This is a genomic window from Cupriavidus agavae, assembly GCF_004217045.1.
Lineage (GTDB): Bacteria > Pseudomonadota > Gammaproteobacteria > Burkholderiales > Burkholderiaceae > Cupriavidus > Cupriavidus agavae.
Genome location: NZ_SGXM01000001.1, coordinates 923,893 through 939,899, shown reverse-complemented (window position 1 = coordinate 939,899; position 16,007 = coordinate 923,893). Strand labels below are relative to the sequence as shown.

The following is a 16,007-nucleotide window of genomic DNA, read 5'->3' as shown; positions in this document are numbered from 1 at the left end:
AATCGCACTCTTCGCCGGTCTTGCTCCCCTCTCCCATGAAGTGGGAGAGGGGAGCAAACCGAGAGGGAGAGATGCCCCCCCACCTAGTTCTTCCGACCTAGTTCCACCCACCTACCCCGCGTGGGCCCACCCTCCTCGCCCGACGAATAGGCGCCTGCCCGTCATCGGCCTACTCTGGCATCACTCTTCAAAGTGACTCCGGAAACGGCCATGTCCACCGCCAACCACCCTTCCCCAACCGCTGCGCCGGTCCCGTCCGGGGCCTGGATGACCCTCTGGTCCAGCACCTTCGCGTTCACCATCTGCTTTGCCATCTGGATGATGTTTGCCGTGCTCGGTATCCCGCTCAAGGCCGAACTGGGGCTCAGCGATACCGAATTCGGCCTGCTGGCGGCCACGCCCGTGCTGAGCGGGTCGCTGGTGCGCGTGCCGCTGGGCATCTGGACCGACCGCTACGGCGGCCGCATCGTGTTCTTCGTGCTGATGCTGCTGACAGTGGTGCCGATCTGGCTGATTTCCTATGTCCACACGTTCTGGCAACTGCTGGTGCTGGGCCTGTTCGTGGGCCTGGCGGGCGGCTCGTTCTCGGTGGGCACGCCCTATGTGGCACGCTGGTTCCCACGTTCGCGCCAGGGGCTGGCCATGGGCATCTTCGGCGCCGGCAACTCGGGCGCGGCACTGACCAAGTTCGTGGCGCCGGTGCTGATCCTGGCGGCCGGCACCTGGGAAATCGTGCCCAAGGTGTACTCGGTGGCGATGCTGGTCACGGCCATCCTGTTCTGGGTGTTCTCGCGCAGCAACCCGGCGCACCTCTCGGCATCGTCGTCGGGCTGGCGTGCCCAGGTGGCCATGCTGCGCGATCCGCGCGTCTGGCGCTATTCCCAGTACTACTCCGTGGTGTTCGGCGGCTACGTGGCGCTGGCGCTGTGGATGACCAAGTACTACATCGGCGAGTACGGCTTCGACATCAAGACGGCCGCCTTCCTGGCCGCCTGCTTCTCGCTGCCGGGCGGCGTGCTGCGCGCCATCGGCGGCTGGATCTCCGACCGCTACGGCGCCCACCGCACCACCTGGTGGGTGATGTGGGTCAGCTGGGTGGCGTTCTTCCTGCTCAGCTACCCGAAGACCGATTTCACGATCCACACCGCCACCGGCCCGCAGTCGTTCCACATCGCGCTGACGCCCACGCTGTTCACGGTCCTGATGTTCGTGGTGGGCATCGCGTTCGCCATCGGCAAGGCGTCGGTCTTCAAGTTCATCTCCAACGACTTCACCCACAACATCGGCGCCGTCTCCGGCGTGGTGGGGCTGGCCGGCGGCCTGGGCGGCTTTGTCCTGCCGATCATGTTCGGCGCGCTGGCCGACCTGACCGGCATCGGCAGCAGCTGCTTCATGCTGATGTACGGCACGGTCTGCGTGAGCCTGGTCTGGATGCACTACAGCAGTCGCGGCGAACGCCCGGAAACCACCTCCAACCTCATCGGCCAAACATCATGACCAGTTCCGTTCTGACCCGCTGGGAGCCCGAGAACGCCGCCTTCTGGCAGGACAAGGGCCAGCGCATCGCCTACCGCAACCTCTGGATCTCGATTCCCGCGCTGATGCTGGCGTTCGTGATCTGGATGCTCTGGAGCGTGGTGGCGGTCAATCTGGACCGCGCCGGCTTCCAGTTCACCAAGAACCAGCTGTTCTGGCTCACGGCCCTGCCGGCACTGTCCGGCGCCACGCTGCGCATCTTCTACTCGTTCCTGGTGCCGGTGTTCGGCGGGCGGCGCTTCACGGCCATCTCCACGGCGCTGCTGCTGATCCCGGCGCTGGGCATGGGCTTCGCGCTGCGCGATCCGTCCACGAGCTACCCGACGCTGCTGGTGCTGGCCCTGCTGTGCGGGCTGGGCGGCGCCAACTTCAGTTCGTCGATGGCCAACATCAGCTTCTTCTTCCCGAAGGCCAAGAAGGGGCTGGCCACTGGCCTGAACGCGGGCATCGGCAATCTTGGCGTGTCGGTGGTGCAGTTCGTGACGCCGCTGGTGGTGTCGCTGGCCGTGTTCGGCGCGCTGGGCGGCGAGCCACAGACCTATACCGCCAATGGCGCATCGCAGAATCTTTGGTTGCAGAACGCCGGCTTCGTCTGGGTGCCGTTCATCGTGGTCTCGGCACTGGCCGCGTGGTTCGGCATGAACGACATCGCCTCGGCGCGCGCCTCGTTCGCCGAGCAGGCCGTGATCTTCCAGCGCAAGCACAACTGGCTGATGTGCTGGCTCTACATCGGCACGTTCGGCTCGTTCATCGGCTTCTCGGCCGGCCTGGCGCTGCTGACGAAATCGCAGTTTCCTGACATCAACCCGACCGCCTACGCGTTCCTCGGGCCGCTGGTCGGTGCGCTGACCCGGCCGGTAGGCGGCTGGATCTCGGACAAGCTCGGCGGTGCCCGCGTCACGCTGTGGACCTTCGTCGGCATGATCGGCGCCGTCTGCGCCGTGCTGGCCGCCCTGCCCTACGGCGGCGGCGCCGGCAACTTCCAGGCATTCCTGACGGCCTTCGTCGTGCTGTTCGCGCTGACCGGCATCGGCAATGGCTCCACGTTCCGGATGATCCCGGTGATCTTCCTGACCGAGCGCCAGCGCGCCGCCGCCGGCCATGGCGAGGCGGCCCAGAAGCAGGCGCTGCAGGACGCCGGCAAGGAATCGGCGGCCGTGCTCGGCTTCTCGGGCGCCATCGGGGCCTACGGCGGTTTCTTCATCCCGAAGAGCTTCGGCACCTCGCTGGAACTGACCGGCACCCCCGACGGCGCGCTGTACTGCTTCATCGCCTTCTACGTCAGTTGCGTACTCGTGACCTGGTGGTACTACGCCCGCCGCAACGCCCCGATGCCCTGCTGAACCCGTACCCAGCCTCTCGCAGGCCCCCACAAGACAAAGCAAGCGGAGTACATAAGAAATGTCTCACTTTTTGGATAGGTTGAAGTTCCTGTCGCGCATCAAGGCGACCTATGCGGACGGCTACGGCACCGTGGTCAACGAAGACCGCAAGTGGGAGAACGGCTATCGCAGCCGCTGGCAGCACGACAAGATCGTGCGCTCCACCCACGGCGTGAACTGCACCGGCTCGTGCTCGTGGAAGGTCTACGTCAAGAACGGCCTGATCACCTGGGAAACCCAGCAGACCGACTACCCGCGCACCCGGCCCGACCTGCCCAACCACGAGCCGCGCGGCTGCCCGCGCGGCGCCTCGTACAGCTGGTACGTCTACTCGGCCCAGCGCGTGAAGTACCCGATGATCCGCGGCCGGCTCATGGAAATGTGGCGCGAGGCCCGCCAGACCATGGACCCGGTCGCCGCCTGGGCCTCGATCAGCCAGGACCCCGACAAGGCAGCACGCTACAAGAGCGTGCGCGGCCAGGGCGGCTTTGTCCGGGCCGACTGGAATACCGCCACCGAGATCATCGCCGCCGCCAACGCGTTCACGGTCAAGGAGTTCGGCCCCGACCGCGTCATCGGATTTTCTCCAATTCCGGCCATGTCGATGGTGTCGTACGCGGCCGGCGCGCGCTACCTGAGCCTGATCGGCGGCGCCTGCCTGTCGTTCTATGACTGGTACTGCGACCTCCCGCCGGCCAGCCCGCAGATCTGGGGCGAGCAGACCGACGTGCCCGAATCGGCCGACTGGTACAACAGCACCTACCTGATGGTCTGGGGCTCCAACGTGCCGCAGACCCGCACCCCGGACGCCCATTTCTACACGGAAGTCCGCTACAAGGGCACCAAGACCGTGGCGGTGTCGTCGGATTTCGGCGAGATGGTCAAGTTCGGCGATATCTGGCTCGCGCCGAAGCAAGGCACCGACGCCGCGCTGGCCATGGCCATGGGCCACGTGGTGCTCAAGGAATTCCACGCCAACGGCAAGTCATCGTATTTCCGCCAATACATCAAGCAGTACACCGACATGCCGATGCTGGTGGCGCTGCGCGACCAGGACGGCACGCTGGTGCCGGACCAGTTCCTGCGCGCCTCGCAGCTCGACGGCAGCCTGGGCGAGGCCAACCATCCCGAGTGGAAGACGCTGCAGATCGACGCGTCCACCGGCGACATCGTGGCGCCCAACGGCTCGATCGGCTTCCGCTGGGGCGAGGCCGCCCACAACGGTGGCGAGAAGGTGGGCCGCTGGAACCTGGAGATGAAGGACGGTGGCAGCGGGCGCGAGATCGATCCGCTGCTTTCGCTGATCGGCCATGACGACGAAGTGGTGGAAGTCGGCTTCCCCTACTTCGGCGGCGAGCACGCCGACCTGCTGACCCGGCGCGTACCGGTGCGCCGCCTGGCGCTGGCCGATGGCTCGGTGGTCCGGGTGGCGACCGTCTACGACCTGCAGATGGCCAACTACGGCGTGGACCAGGGTCTGGGCGGGCCGAACGTGGCCGCGTCGTTCGACGATGACGTGCCCTACACGCCCGCCTGGCAGGAAAAGCACACCTCGGTGCCGCGCAAGCTGGTGATCCAGGTGGCGTGCGAGTTCGCCGACAACGCCGACCGCACGCAGGGCAAGAGCATGGTGATCGTGGGCGCCGCGCTGAACCACTGGTATCACAACGACATGATCTACCGCGGCATCATCAACCTGCTGATGATGTGCGGCTGCGTGGGCAAGAGCGGCGGCGGCTGGGCGCACTACGTGGGCCAGGAGAAGCTGCGGCCGCAGTTCGGCTGGGCGCCGCTGGCCTTCGGGCTCGACTGGTCGCGTCCGCCGCGCCAGATGAACGGCACATCGTTCTTCTACAGCCACACCAGCCAGTGGCGCCACGAAAAGCTTGGCGTCGACGAGATCCTGGCGCCCACGGCCGACCGCAGGCGCTACGAGAACCTGTCGCTGCTCGACCTCAACGCCCGTTCCGAGCGCATGGGCTGGCTGCCTTCGGCGCCGCAACTGGGCCGCAACCCGCTCGACGTGGTGGCCGACGCCCGCGCCGCCGGCAAGGACCCGGTGGCCCACACCGTCGACCAACTGAAGTCCGGCGCGCTGCAGTTTGCCTGCGACGACCCCGACAACCCCGCCAACTTCCCGCGCAACATGTTCGTGTGGCGCTCGAACATCCTCGGCAGCTCGGGCAAGGGGCACGAATACTTCCTGAAATACCTGCTCGGCACCCAGAATGCCGTGTTCGGCGACGAGAACGACGCCATCAAGCCCCGCGAGGTCACCGTGCGACCGGCGGCCGAGGGCAAGCTCGACCTGCTGACCGTGCTCGACTTCCGCATGAGCACCACGTGCCTGTACGGCGACATCGTGCTGCCCACGGCCACCTGGTACGAGAAGGACGACCTGAACACGTCGGACATGCACCCGTTCATCCACCCGCTGTCCGAGGCCGTACAGCCGCTGTGGGAGAGCAAGACCGACTGGGAAATCTACAAGGCCATCGCGGCGAAGTTCACCGAGATCGCCGGTCCCTACCTCGGCACGCGCGAGGATCTGGTCTGCACGCCGTTGCTGCACGACACGCCGGGCGAACTGGGCCAGCCGTTCGAGCCGAAGGACTGGAAGCACGGCGAGTGCGACCTGATTCCGGGCAAGACCGCGCCGTCGATGACCGTGGTGGAGCGCAACTACGCCGACATCTACAAGAAATTCACGTCGATCGGGCCGCTGCTGGACAAGCTCGGCAACGGCGGCAAGGGCATCAACTGGGACACGTTGCACGAGGTGGGCGAAATCAGCCACCTGACGAAGACCGTGACCGAGCCCGGCGTCAGCCAGGGCCGCCCGCGCCTGGAAACGGCCATCGATGCCGCCGAGATGATCCTGACCTTCGCGCCCGAGACCAACGGGCACGTGGCGGTCAAGGCTTGGGAGGCGCTGTCGAAGATCACCGGCCGCGACCACACCCACCTGGCCGTGGGCCGCGAACACGACAAGATCCGCTTCCGCGACGTGCAGGCCCAGCCGCGCAAGATCATTTCCGCGCCCACGTGGTCCGGGCTCGAATCGGAGGAAGTCAGCTACAACGCCGGCTACACCAATGTCCACGAGCTGATTCCCTGGCGCACGCTGACCGGCCGCCAGCAGTTCTACCAGGACCACCGCTGGATGCTCGATTTCGGCGAGGGCGCGTGCGTCTACAAGCCGGCCATCGACACCAAGACGGTCAGCCCGATGCTGGGCCGCAAGCCCAACGGCAACCCGGAACTGGTGCTGAACTGGATCACGCCGCACCAGAAGTGGGGCATCCACTCCACCTACTCCGACAACCTGCGCATGCTGACGCTGTCGCGCGGCGGCCCGCACGTCTGGATTTCGGAGGCCGAGGCCAAGGCCAACGGCATCCGCGACAACGACTGGGTGGAAGTCTTCAACGTGAACGGCACGCTGACGGCCCGGGTGGTGGTGTCGCAACGCGTGCCGCAGGGCATGTGCCTGATGTATCACGCGCAGGAGAAGATCGTGAACGTGCCGGGCGCCGAGACCAGCGGCATGCGCGGCGGCATCCACAACTCGGTCACGCGTGCCGTGACCAAGCCCACGCACATGATCGGCGGCTACGCGCAACTGGCCTACGGCTTCAACTACTACGGCACCGTGGGCAGCAACCGCGACGAGTTCGTGATCCTGCGCAAGATGAACAAGGTGGACTGGCTCGAAGGCCCACGGAAAGAAGACCCCTCACCCAAGACACACGCCGCCAAGACTGAAGGAGCCCCGCAATGAAGATCCGCGCACAAGTGGCCATGGTGCTGAACCTCGACAAGTGCATCGGCTGCCATACCTGCTCCGTGACCTGCAAGAACGTCTGGACCAGCCGCGAGGGCGTGGAATACGCCTGGTTCAACAACGTCGAGACCAAGCCCGGCATCGGCTTCCCGAAGGAATGGGAAAACCAGGGCAAGTGGAACGGCGGCTGGAAGCGCAACGCCGACGGCAGCCTGGAGCCACGCCAGGGCGGCCGCGCAAAGATCCTGTCGAACATGTTCGCCAACCCGAACCTGCCGCAGATCGACGAGTACTACGAGCCGTTCACCTACGACTACGAGCACCTGCAGAAGGCGCCGCTGGTGGAGACCCCGCCCACGGCCCGGCCCGTCTCGGCCATCACCGGCAAGAAGATGGAGAAGATCGAGTGGGGTCCGAACTGGGAAGACGACCTGGGCGGCGAATTCGACTCCCGCAGCCGCGACAAGCTGTTCGAGAACATCCAGAAGGACATGTACTCGACGTTCGAGAACACCTTCATGATGTACCTGCCGCGCCTGTGCGAGCACTGCCTGAACCCGACCTGCGTGGCGTCGTGCCCGTCCGGCTCGGTCTACAAGCGCGAGGAAGACGGCATCGTGCTGGTGGACCAGGACAAGTGCCGGGGCTGGCGCATGTGCATCTCCGGCTGCCCGTACAAGAAGATCTACTTCAACTGGCAGAGCGGCAAGGCCGAGAAGTGCGTGTTCTGCTATCCGCGCATCGAGGCCGGCCAGCCCACGGTGTGCTCGGAAACCTGCGTCGGGCGCATCCGCTACCTCGGCGTGATGCTCTATGACGCCGACCGCATCGAGCAGGCCGCCTCGGTGGAAGACACGCGCGACCTGTACCAGTCGCAGCTCGACATCTTCCTGGACCCGAACGACCCGGCCGTGCAGGCCGAGGCGCTGCGCCAGGGCATCGCCCAGAGCTGGCTCGACGCCGCGCGCAAGTCGCCGGTCTACAAGATGGCCTGCGAGTGGAAGGTTGCCTTCCCGCTGCACCCCGAGTACCGGACGCTGCCGATGGTCTGGTATATCCCACCGCTCTCGCCGATCCAGTCGGCCGCCGAATCGGGCTTCATGGGCATGAACGGCGTGATCCCGGATGTCAAGAGCCTGCGCATCCCGGTGCAGTACCTGGCCAACCTGCTGACCGCCGGCGAGGTGATGCCCGTGCTGTCCGCGCTGGAGCGCATGCTGGCGATGCGCGCGTTCAAGCGCAGCCAGTCCGTGGATGGCCAGGAAGACCTGGCCGTGCTCCGGCAGGTGGGCCTGACGCCCGCGCAGGTGGAAGAGATGTATCAGGTCATGGCCATCGCCAACTACGAAGACCGCTTCGTGGTGCCATCCTCCCACAAGGAAATGGCCGAGGACAGCTTCGACGAGAAAGGCAGTTGCGGCTTCAGCTTCGGCAACGGCTGCTCGGGCGGCACATCCGAGGGCACGCTGTTCGGCAAGAAGAAGCCCCAGCCCGAACTGGCCTACGCGGACCTGCCGCGCTCCCGCAAGGCCCTGGCCACCTGAATTTAGGAAAACTACGATGACACAGGATTGCCCCCTCCACAGTGTGCTGAGCGTGCTGCTCAGCTACCCCGAAGCGCCGCTGCTGGAAAGCCTCGACGACATCGACCAGGCCCTGGCCGAGTGGCCGCAGGCCCGCTCGCTGCTGGCGCCGCTGACCGGCCTGCTGCGCGACACGCCGCTGATCGCGCTGCAGGAGAACTACGTCGCCACGTTCGACCGCAACCCGGCCCACTCGCTGCACCTGTTCGAGCACGTGCACGGCGAGAGCCGCGACCGGGGCCAGGCGATGGTGGACCTGCTCGACGAATACCGGCGCGAGGGCTTCGACCTCGTGACGGCCGAGTTGCCCGACTACGTGCCGCTGTTCCTGGAATTCCTGGGCGCGCTGGCCATCGACGGCAAGGAGGCGCACGCCGAGCAGTTGCTGGGCGACGCCATCCACGTGCTGGCCGCCATCGGCGACCGGCTGGCGCGCAACGACAGCCCGTACGCCAGTGTTTTCGCGGTGCTGCGCACGCTGACCGACGTGCAGCCGCAGGCCCAGGAAGACCCGCCCGTGCGGGACATGGACGAAGCACTGGAGATGTTCGGGCCGGGGGCGGACGGCGTGGAGCCGTTGCTGACCGGAGGCGGGCTCCCCTCTCCCGCTTGCGGGAGAGGGGCCGGGGGACAGGGCGAGCATGTTGCTCCCATCCAGTTCGTCGCCAAGCCAACGCCGGGCCTCTCCCCCGCCCAACCCTCGGCACTCGAAGCTCAATCGTAATTTCGCCAAAACCAGAGAAGAACCATCATGAACCTGGTCGACCAATTCCTCTTCGGCATCTATCCGTACATTGCCGCCGCCATCTTCCTGTTCGGCAGCCTGGCGCGCTTCGAGCGCGAGCAGTACACCTGGAAGTCGGACAGTTCGCAGGTGCTCTACCGCGGCAACCTGCGGCTCGGCAACATCCTGTTCCACGTGGGCATCCTCGGCCTGTTCTTCGGCCACCTCGGCGGGCTGCTGACGCCGGTGGCGGTCTGGGATGCGCTGGGCGTCTCGCACACCGTCAAGCAGGCCGTGGCGATGACCGCCGGCGGCATCATGGGCACGATGTGCCTGATCGGGCTGCTGATCCTGCTGCATCGCCGTTTTACGAATGCACGGATCTCGGCGGTGACGCGTACCGGCGACAAGATCCTGCTGCTGTGGCTGCTGGTCACGCTGCTGCTCGGCCTGTCGACGATCTTCGCCTCGGCCAGCCACATGGACGGCCACATGATGGTGCAACTGATGACCTGGGCCCAGCACATCGTCACGCTGCGCGGCGACGCGGCCAGCTACATCGCCGACGCACCGCTGGTCTTCAAGGCGCACCTGTTCATGGGCCTCTCGCTGTTCGTGATCTTCCCGTTCACGCGGCTGGTGCATGTGTGGAGCGGCTTCGCGTCGGTGCTCTACCTCGGCCGCGCCTGGCAGCTCGTACGCAGCCGCTGATGCGGGAGGCAGTGCCATGCACGCAGTCGAGCGCCTGTTGAAGGGCTTCGAGCGGTTCCAGCAGCGCTACTTCGACGAGGCACCGGCGCTGTTCGACGAACTGCGCACGGGCCAGCATCCGCAGACGCTGCTGATCGGCTGCAGCGATTCGCGCGTGGATCCGGGGCTGCTGCTGGGCTGCGACCCCGGTGACCTGTTCACGGTGCGCAACGTGGCCAACCTCGTGCCGCCCTGCCACGAGACCGAGGCCGGGCGGCTGCACGGGGTATCGGCGGCGATCCAGTTCGCCGTGGAGCAACTGGGCGTGGCCCGCATCATCGTGATGGGCCACGGCAGTTGCGGCGGCATCCGCGCCCTGCTGGCGCGGCCCGACACCGATGAAGCGGCCACCCCGGCGCAGGACTTCATCGGCCCGTGGGTGCGCATCGCCTCGCCGGCGCGGCGCCTTGTCGAGCAGACCCTGCGCGACGCCACCCCCGAACAGCGCCAGCGCGCCTGCGAACAGGCCGCGATCCTGGTCTCGCTGAACAACCTGGAGTCGTTCCCGTTCGTGCGCGCGGCCTGCGAACGCGGCGCGCTGACGCTGCACGGCTGGTACTTCGACCTGGAGGCCGGCGCGCTGCTTGGCTACTCGGCGCGCGCCGACAGCTTCCTGCCGCTGGTGTGCCCCTTACGCCGCCCCGCTCCGCCTTGCGGCTGATGGCGGACCTCGGATGCCGACGGGTGGCGCCGGGAGCAATCCCGGCCATGCATCCCCCGATTGATCCGTTCCAATTTGCGCTAGGTTAAATCGGACGCGCTGCCGCCATGACACCCTCAGCTACCGGCGGCCATCCTGGCCGCAGACAGCAAACTATCCGGAATGGATTCACGAACGAACATTGGCTGAAACTCGCCGGGCGCCAACTGGTGCCCATCGTCCAGGGCGGCATGGGCATTGGCATCTCCGCGCATCGCCTGGCGGGCACCGTGGCCGCCAACCATGGGATGGGCACGATCGCCAGCATCGACCTGCGCCACCACCATCCGGACCTCATGGCGCAGACGAGCAAGACGCATGACAAGGCCCGGATCGAGGCCGCCAACCGCGTGGCGCTGGACCGCGAGATCCAGGCCGCCCGCCAGCTTTCCGGCGGACATGGCGCGATCGCGGTCAACGTGATGAAGGCGGTCGGCTCGCACGCGCAACTCGTGCGCCAGGCCTGCGAGAGCGGCGCCGACGCCATCGTGATGGGCGCCGGCCTGCCGCTCGACCTGCCCGACCTGGCCGCCGACCACCCCAAGGTCGCGCTGATCCCGATACTCTCCGAGACACGCGGCATCGGGCTGGTGCTGCGCCGCTGGATGAAGAAGGGCCGCCTGCCCGATGCCATCGTGATCGAGCATCCCGCCCATGCCGGCGGCCACCTCGGCGCGGCCACGATCGCCGATCTCGGCGACGACCGGTTTTCGTTCTCGCGCGTCCTGCGCGAGTGCCGCGAGTTGTTCCAGACGCTCGGACTCGCGTGGGAGAGCATCCCGCTGATCCTGGCCGGCGGCATCAACACGCACGAGAAGGTCCGCCACTGGATCGGCGAAGGCGCCGCCGCCGTGCAGCTCGGCACCGCCTTTGCCGTGACCGAGGAATGCGACGCGCACCCGGCGTTCAAGCAGGTGCTGGCCACCGCCACACCCGACAAGCTGCAGGAGTTCACCAGCGTTGCCGGCCTGCCGGCGCGCGCCGTGCTGACCCCGTGGCTGGCGCGCTATCTCGACAGCGAGAGCCGCCTGCAACGTCGGGCCAAGGCGCGCGACTGCCTCGAAGGCTTCGACTGCCTGCAAAGCTGCGGGCTGCGCGATGGCATCGCCAGGATCGGCCAGTTCTGCATCGACCTGAAGCTGGCCCAGGCCGTGCGCGGCGATGTCGAGCGCGGCCTGTTCTTCCGGGGCAAGGGCAAGCTGCCGTTTGGCGAGGCCATCCGCCCGGTGGCTGATCTGATGCACTACCTGCTGACTGGCGAAAAGCCGAAGGATCTCGACCTCGCGATGGCGCCCGCGGCCGTCGCGGCCTAGTCCGGAGCATGGCCCGGCCGGGGCGGCAACCCGCCCTGCCGGCGCATCCTGCGCATGCAGCGCATCGCACCCACCAACTGCAGACCCAGCCAGCCATTGGCGGCGGCCAGCAACAGCCCTCCGAGCGGCGCCAGCAGTGCCGGCGCCGCCGGCAGCGCCAGCAGCACGCCATAGGCGGCCAGCAGCAGCCAGGCCTGGCGCTGCTGCCGCACGGGCGCAATGATCGCCTGCATCACGGGCACGCGCGCCCGGGGCGGCAGCAGCCGGCGCAGGTGCAACCACACCAGGAACGGCACGATCTTGCCGAGCATCGCCGTGATCGGCAGCACGCCACCGCCCACCAGCGCCAGTACCCCAATCCACCACGCCATGGCCGGCGGCAGTGCACCGGGCCATCCCAGCGCCAGCAGCGCGAGCGCTGCCGCCCCCAGCATGCTGGCGCAGGCCACCACCCAGAGCCGCCAGTGCGGATCATGGCGCCGCCGTGCGCCGAGGACCGTGGCGAGCATGCCGGCCGCGAGCAGCCCGGCCAATGCCAGCCAGACGCCGAGCGCCAGCAGCGGCCAGATCGAACCCGGACGCACGGCAATGGCTACGCTGAACGCCGCCAGCGGCAGCCAGTGCAGCCACGGCAAGGCGCGCGCCCAGGGCGGGCGCCTTGCCTGCCAGAACATCGGCAGCACCGTGGTCGACACCCCCGACACCAGCGCGCCGAGCCAGCCGCCCAGCCCCCAGGCCACGTGCAGCGACAGCACCGGCGACAGCGGCACCGTCCATATCCCGCCCAGCAACCCGGCCAGCGCGATGCCCGCCCCCACGGTCAACAGCAGCGGCGCGCCAATGCCGGCCAGCGTGCGCGTGGTGGCATCGACCCGTGCCACCCGGCGCCCGGCCAGCAGCAGCAAACCCGCCACCAGCACGAGGAAGCACGCGGCGCCCGCGGCCAGCCGGAAGCCCTGCGGCGCCCCGCCAAGAAAGCCGGCCGCGAGCCCCGCCGCCACGGTGACCCCGCACAGCGCCACGAACGGCGAGACAACGCGGCTGCCCGGCACCGGCACCCGCGCCACCACCGGCATCATCTGGAACAGTGCACCCAACATCACGGGCAGCAGCATGCCTAGCGCGAGCGCATGAACCGCCGCCAGTGTCAACGGGGCAAACCGGTGCGGCAGCCCCTCGGGAGGGCCGAATGCCAATAGCAATCCCGCCAGAACGCCGAGCCACGGCGCCGGCATCAGGCAGCCGAACACCACCGATGGCCGGGGCGCCTGTGCGTAATCGAGATTTGCGGCCTTCATTGCCCTCCGTATCGTGGCGCCGGCGTCGCCGGCTTCGGGAAACTTCCGGATTGTGGAACGCCGCGCTGCGCCACTCAAGCCCGGTGCCGTCCACCCATACCGGTCGTATTGCACTTGTCTTGATCTAGCGCAGAAATGATGGCGCGCCGGAGGCGGAGAATCGGCCCCGAGGTTGTGCCCGCCCCCTTGCGCCAACCCAACCCCATGCCAGAACCCGCTACCCCCGCCGCTACCCACGCCGATACCCGCCCTCCCCGCCACGCCGCGCCGGACGCGCCCGCGCCGATCTCCGACACCGGCCACGTTCCGGAAACGGTCCGGCTGACGCCGCCACGCTACCGCTTGTCCACGCGCATCATCCTGCTGTCGCTGGCATCGCTGCTGGTGGTGCTGACGATGATCTCGGGCACGCTCTACCTCTCCTGGAAGCTCGAAGGTGCCGGCGCCGCCATCAACGACGCCGGCAGCGTGCGGATGCGCGCCAACCGCGTCGCCATCGAACTGTCTCTGGCGGCGGCCGGCCAGCCCAACGAGCTGGCCGGGCAGATTGCCGCACTGGACGACACGCTCGCCCAATTGCACAAGGGCAACCCGGCCCGCCCGCTGTTCCTGCCCGACGAGCCCGCCATGCGGGCCCAACTCGAAGCCGTGCAGGCCGACTGGCAGCAACACCTCAAGCCGCTCGCGCTGCACGGTACGCCATCGCAATATGTCCAGGCCATGCCCGGCTTCGTGGCGCGCGCCAACCGGCTCGTGAGCCTGATCGAACAGAACAGCGCGCGCAAGACCGATCTGCTGCGCCTGTCGCAGGTCAGCCTCGCGGCCATCGCCTGCGTGGGCACCGTGGCCGTGATCTACCTGCTCTACCTCTGGATCATCCTGCCCGTGCTGCGGCTGCAGGACGGCCTGCGCCGCATGGCCGCGCGCGAGTTCTCGCTGCGGCTGCCGGTCGAGACGCGTGACGAATTCGGCACGTTGAACGCGGGCTTCAACCGCATGGCCGCCGAGCTGCAGAGCCTGTACCAGGACCTTGCCGCACGCGTCACGCAGAAGACCGCCGAACTGGCGCGCCAGAACCGCGATCTCGAATCGCTCTACGACATGGCCGCCTTCCTGAACCAGGCCGGCGACGAACAGACACTCGCCAACGGCTTTCTGGATCGTGTCACCCAGCAATTTGGCGCCGACGGCGGCACGGTGCGCATCTTCGATCCGCGCCAGGGCAAACTCCATCGCGTGGCATCGACCGGGCTGTCGACGGCACTGGCCGACCACAGCCATTGCGCCGAGATCGAGGCGTGCCACTGCGGCCGCGCCACGCACACCGGCATCGTCACGATTGCCGACCTGCGCCGCGCCACGCCGCCCGCGCCCGCCATCGGGGCGTTGTCGCCGTGCCGCCAGGAAGGCTTCCTGTCGATGGCCGCCTTCCGGCTCGACACGCTGCGCGGCCCGGTTGGCACGTTCACGCTGCACTTCCGCATTCCACGGGAGCTGCCCGCCTCGGACCGGCAACTGCTCGAAACCATGGCCCAGCACCTGGCCACGGCGCTGGAACACGTCAGGCTGTCGGCCAGCGCGCGCCAGTTGGCCGTGGTCGAGGAGCGCAACCTCGTGGCGCAGGGGCTGCACGACAGCATCGCGCAGGGACTGAACTATCTGAACCTGCAGGTCCAGTTGCTCGACGATGCCGTGGAGCGCGGCGAGGACACCGAGGTGCGCGAGATCATCCCGATGCTGCGCCACGGCGTGGAAGAGAGCTACCAGGACGTGCGCGAACTGCTGAACAACTTCCGCTCGCGGCTGACCACGGGCGACATGCGCCCCGCCATCGAGGAAACCGTGGCGCGCTTCCGCCGCCAGTGCCGTACCGAGGCCACGCTGACCATCGACGACCAGGGCCTGCCGCTGCAGCCCGAGCAGCAGTTGCAGATGCTGTTCATCCTGCAGGAGGCGCTGTCCAACGTCCGCAAGCACGCGATGGCCGAGCACGTGGCGATCACGATCGAACACGGGCGGGAATTCCGGCTCGTGGTGCAGGACGATGGCGACGGCTTCGACGCCGGCCGGCTCGAAAGCGGCGACAACGCGCACGTGGGCCTGCACATCATGCGCGAACGGGCCGCACGGCTTGGCGCCCATCTGACCATCGACGCCCGGCCGGGGCTGGGCGTGCGCATTGCGCTGACGCTGCCCCACGCCGACGACGCCGCCGCGGCGCCCCAACCGTTCCAGGAACTCGCATCATGACCATCCGCATCCTGCTGATCGACGACCACACGCTGTTCCGCTCGGGTATCCGCGCGCTGCTGCAGCGCCAGCCCGACTTCGAGATCGTCGACGAAGCCGCCGATGGCGTGGAAGGCATCAAGCGCGCCAAGCAGCACCGGCCCGACGTGATCCTGCTCGACCTGAACATGCCGGGACTGTCCGGGCTGGAGGCGCTGCAACTGCTGGTGGAGGATTTGCCCGACAGCGCGGTGGTCATGCTGACCGTGTCGGAAGAAGCCGAGGAACTGGCCACGGCGCTGCGCGGCGGTGCGCGCGGCTACCTGCTCAAGAATATCGAGACCGAGGCGCTGACCAGCGCGATCCGCCGCGCGGCAGCCGGCGAACCGGTGATCTCGGAGGCCATGACGGCCAAGCTGGTGCAGCAGTTCCGCGCCCCCAGCGCGCCGGCACCGGCCGCACGGGCCGGCGAGGCGCCGTCACTGACCGCGCGTGAACGCGAGATCGTGCATGGGCTGGTGCGGGGGGAAAGCAACAAGGAGATTGCCCGCGAACTGGGCGTGGCCGAGAGCACGGTCAAGATTCACGTGCAGAACATTCTCAAGAAGCTCAACCTCGCCAGCCGCGTGCAGGTGGCGGTCTATGCGGTCGAGCATGGCCTTGCCGCCAGCTGACCGCATCGCATTTTCGCCAGAAATCTGCCAGCCG

Annotated in this window: 11 protein-coding genes; 10 read left to right on the top strand and 1 reads right to left on the bottom strand. The window is 67.7% G+C overall.

Annotation, left to right across the window (positions count from 1 at the left end):
• The first annotated feature begins 210 nt into the window (after positions 1 to 210).
• From EV147_RS04300 to EV147_RS04265, 8 genes are all read left to right on the top strand, one after another.
• The gene (locus EV147_RS04300) at positions 211 to 1,497 is read left to right on the top strand and encodes an MFS transporter (protein ID WP_130389861.1); all 1,287 of its coding nucleotides are present in this window, start codon (positions 211 to 213) and stop codon (positions 1,495 to 1,497) included.
• Entirely contained in the window at positions 1,494 to 2,879 is a 1,386-nt protein-coding gene (locus EV147_RS04295) for a NarK family nitrate/nitrite MFS transporter (RefSeq protein WP_130389860.1), read from the top strand. The genes EV147_RS04300 and EV147_RS04295 overlap by 4 nt, the downstream gene beginning before the upstream one ends.
• 58 nt (positions 2,880 to 2,937) lie before the next feature.
• Positions 2,938 to 6,699: a nitrate reductase subunit alpha gene (locus tag EV147_RS04290; RefSeq protein ID WP_130389859.1), complete on the top strand. Its 3,762-nt coding sequence runs from the start codon at positions 2,938 to 2,940 to the stop codon at positions 6,697 to 6,699.
• Positions 6,696 to 8,246, top strand: coding sequence for a nitrate reductase subunit beta (gene narH / locus EV147_RS04285; protein WP_130389858.1), 1,551 nt, complete (start codon positions 6,696 to 6,698; stop codon positions 8,244 to 8,246). Before EV147_RS04290 ends, narH begins: the two co-directional genes overlap by 4 nt.
• A gap of 16 nt (positions 8,247 to 8,262) precedes the next feature.
• A complete protein-coding gene (narJ, locus tag EV147_RS04280) occupies positions 8,263 to 9,009 on the top strand; it encodes a nitrate reductase molybdenum cofactor assembly chaperone (RefSeq protein WP_130389857.1) in 747 nt (248 codons plus the stop codon).
• Between the two features lie 27 nt (positions 9,010 to 9,036).
• Entirely contained in the window at positions 9,037 to 9,720 is a 684-nt protein-coding gene (narI, locus tag EV147_RS04275; protein ID WP_130389856.1) for a respiratory nitrate reductase subunit gamma, read from the top strand.
• A gap of 16 nt (positions 9,721 to 9,736) precedes the next feature.
• Complete coding sequence (locus tag EV147_RS04270) at positions 9,737 to 10,420, top strand: carbonic anhydrase (protein WP_130389855.1); 684 nt, start codon at positions 9,737 to 9,739, stop codon at positions 10,418 to 10,420.
• Positions 10,421 to 10,629: 209 nt separating this feature from the next.
• Positions 10,630 to 11,772, top strand: a complete 1,143-nt coding sequence (locus EV147_RS04265; protein ID WP_328591103.1) for an NAD(P)H-dependent flavin oxidoreductase — start codon at positions 10,630 to 10,632, stop codon at positions 11,770 to 11,772.
• Here the strand turns inward: EV147_RS04265 and EV147_RS04260 are convergent.
• Positions 11,769 to 13,070: a hypothetical protein gene (locus EV147_RS04260; protein ID WP_130389853.1), complete on the bottom strand. Its 1,302-nt coding sequence runs from the start codon at positions 13,068 to 13,070 to the stop codon at positions 11,769 to 11,771. The genes EV147_RS04265 and EV147_RS04260 overlap by 4 nt on opposite strands.
• 204 nt (positions 13,071 to 13,274) lie before the next feature.
• On the opposite strand from EV147_RS04260, the gene EV147_RS04255 reads away from it, so the two are divergent.
• Both EV147_RS04255 and EV147_RS04250 read left to right on the top strand, forming a co-directional pair.
• On the top strand, positions 13,275 to 15,320 hold the full coding sequence (locus EV147_RS04255) for a type IV pili methyl-accepting chemotaxis transducer N-terminal domain-containing protein (protein WP_130389852.1): 2,046 nt from the start codon (positions 13,275 to 13,277) through the stop codon (positions 15,318 to 15,320).
• The gene (locus tag EV147_RS04250) at positions 15,317 to 15,973 is read left to right on the top strand and encodes a response regulator (RefSeq protein WP_130389851.1); all 657 of its coding nucleotides are present in this window, start codon (positions 15,317 to 15,319) and stop codon (positions 15,971 to 15,973) included. The genes EV147_RS04255 and EV147_RS04250 overlap by 4 nt, the downstream gene beginning before the upstream one ends.
• Positions 15,974 to 16,007: the final 34 nt, after the last annotated feature.

Excerpts from the sequence above, each read along its gene's own strand:
- EV147_RS04300 (WP_130389861.1), top strand. The coding sequence starts at position 211 with ATGTCCACCGCCAACCACCCTTCCCCAACCGCTGCGCCGGTCCCGTCC.
- EV147_RS04295 (WP_130389860.1), top strand. The coding sequence starts at position 1,494 with ATGACCAGTTCCGTTCTGACCCGCTGGGAGCCCGAGAACGCCGCCTTC.
- EV147_RS04290 (WP_130389859.1), top strand. The coding sequence starts at position 2,938 with ATGTCTCACTTTTTGGATAGGTTGAAGTTCCTGTCGCGCATCAAGGCG.
- narH (WP_130389858.1), top strand. The coding sequence starts at position 6,696 with ATGAAGATCCGCGCACAAGTGGCCATGGTGCTGAACCTCGACAAGTGC.
- narJ (WP_130389857.1), top strand. The coding sequence starts at position 8,263 with ATGACACAGGATTGCCCCCTCCACAGTGTGCTGAGCGTGCTGCTCAGC.
- narI (WP_130389856.1), top strand. The coding sequence starts at position 9,037 with ATGAACCTGGTCGACCAATTCCTCTTCGGCATCTATCCGTACATTGCC.
- EV147_RS04270 (WP_130389855.1), top strand. The coding sequence starts at position 9,737 with ATGCACGCAGTCGAGCGCCTGTTGAAGGGCTTCGAGCGGTTCCAGCAG.
- EV147_RS04260 (WP_130389853.1), bottom strand. The coding sequence starts at position 13,070 with ATGAAGGCCGCAAATCTCGATTACGCACAGGCGCCCCGGCCATCGGTG.
- EV147_RS04255 (WP_130389852.1), top strand. The coding sequence starts at position 13,275 with ATGCCAGAACCCGCTACCCCCGCCGCTACCCACGCCGATACCCGCCCT.
- EV147_RS04250 (WP_130389851.1), top strand. The coding sequence starts at position 15,317 with ATGACCATCCGCATCCTGCTGATCGACGACCACACGCTGTTCCGCTCG.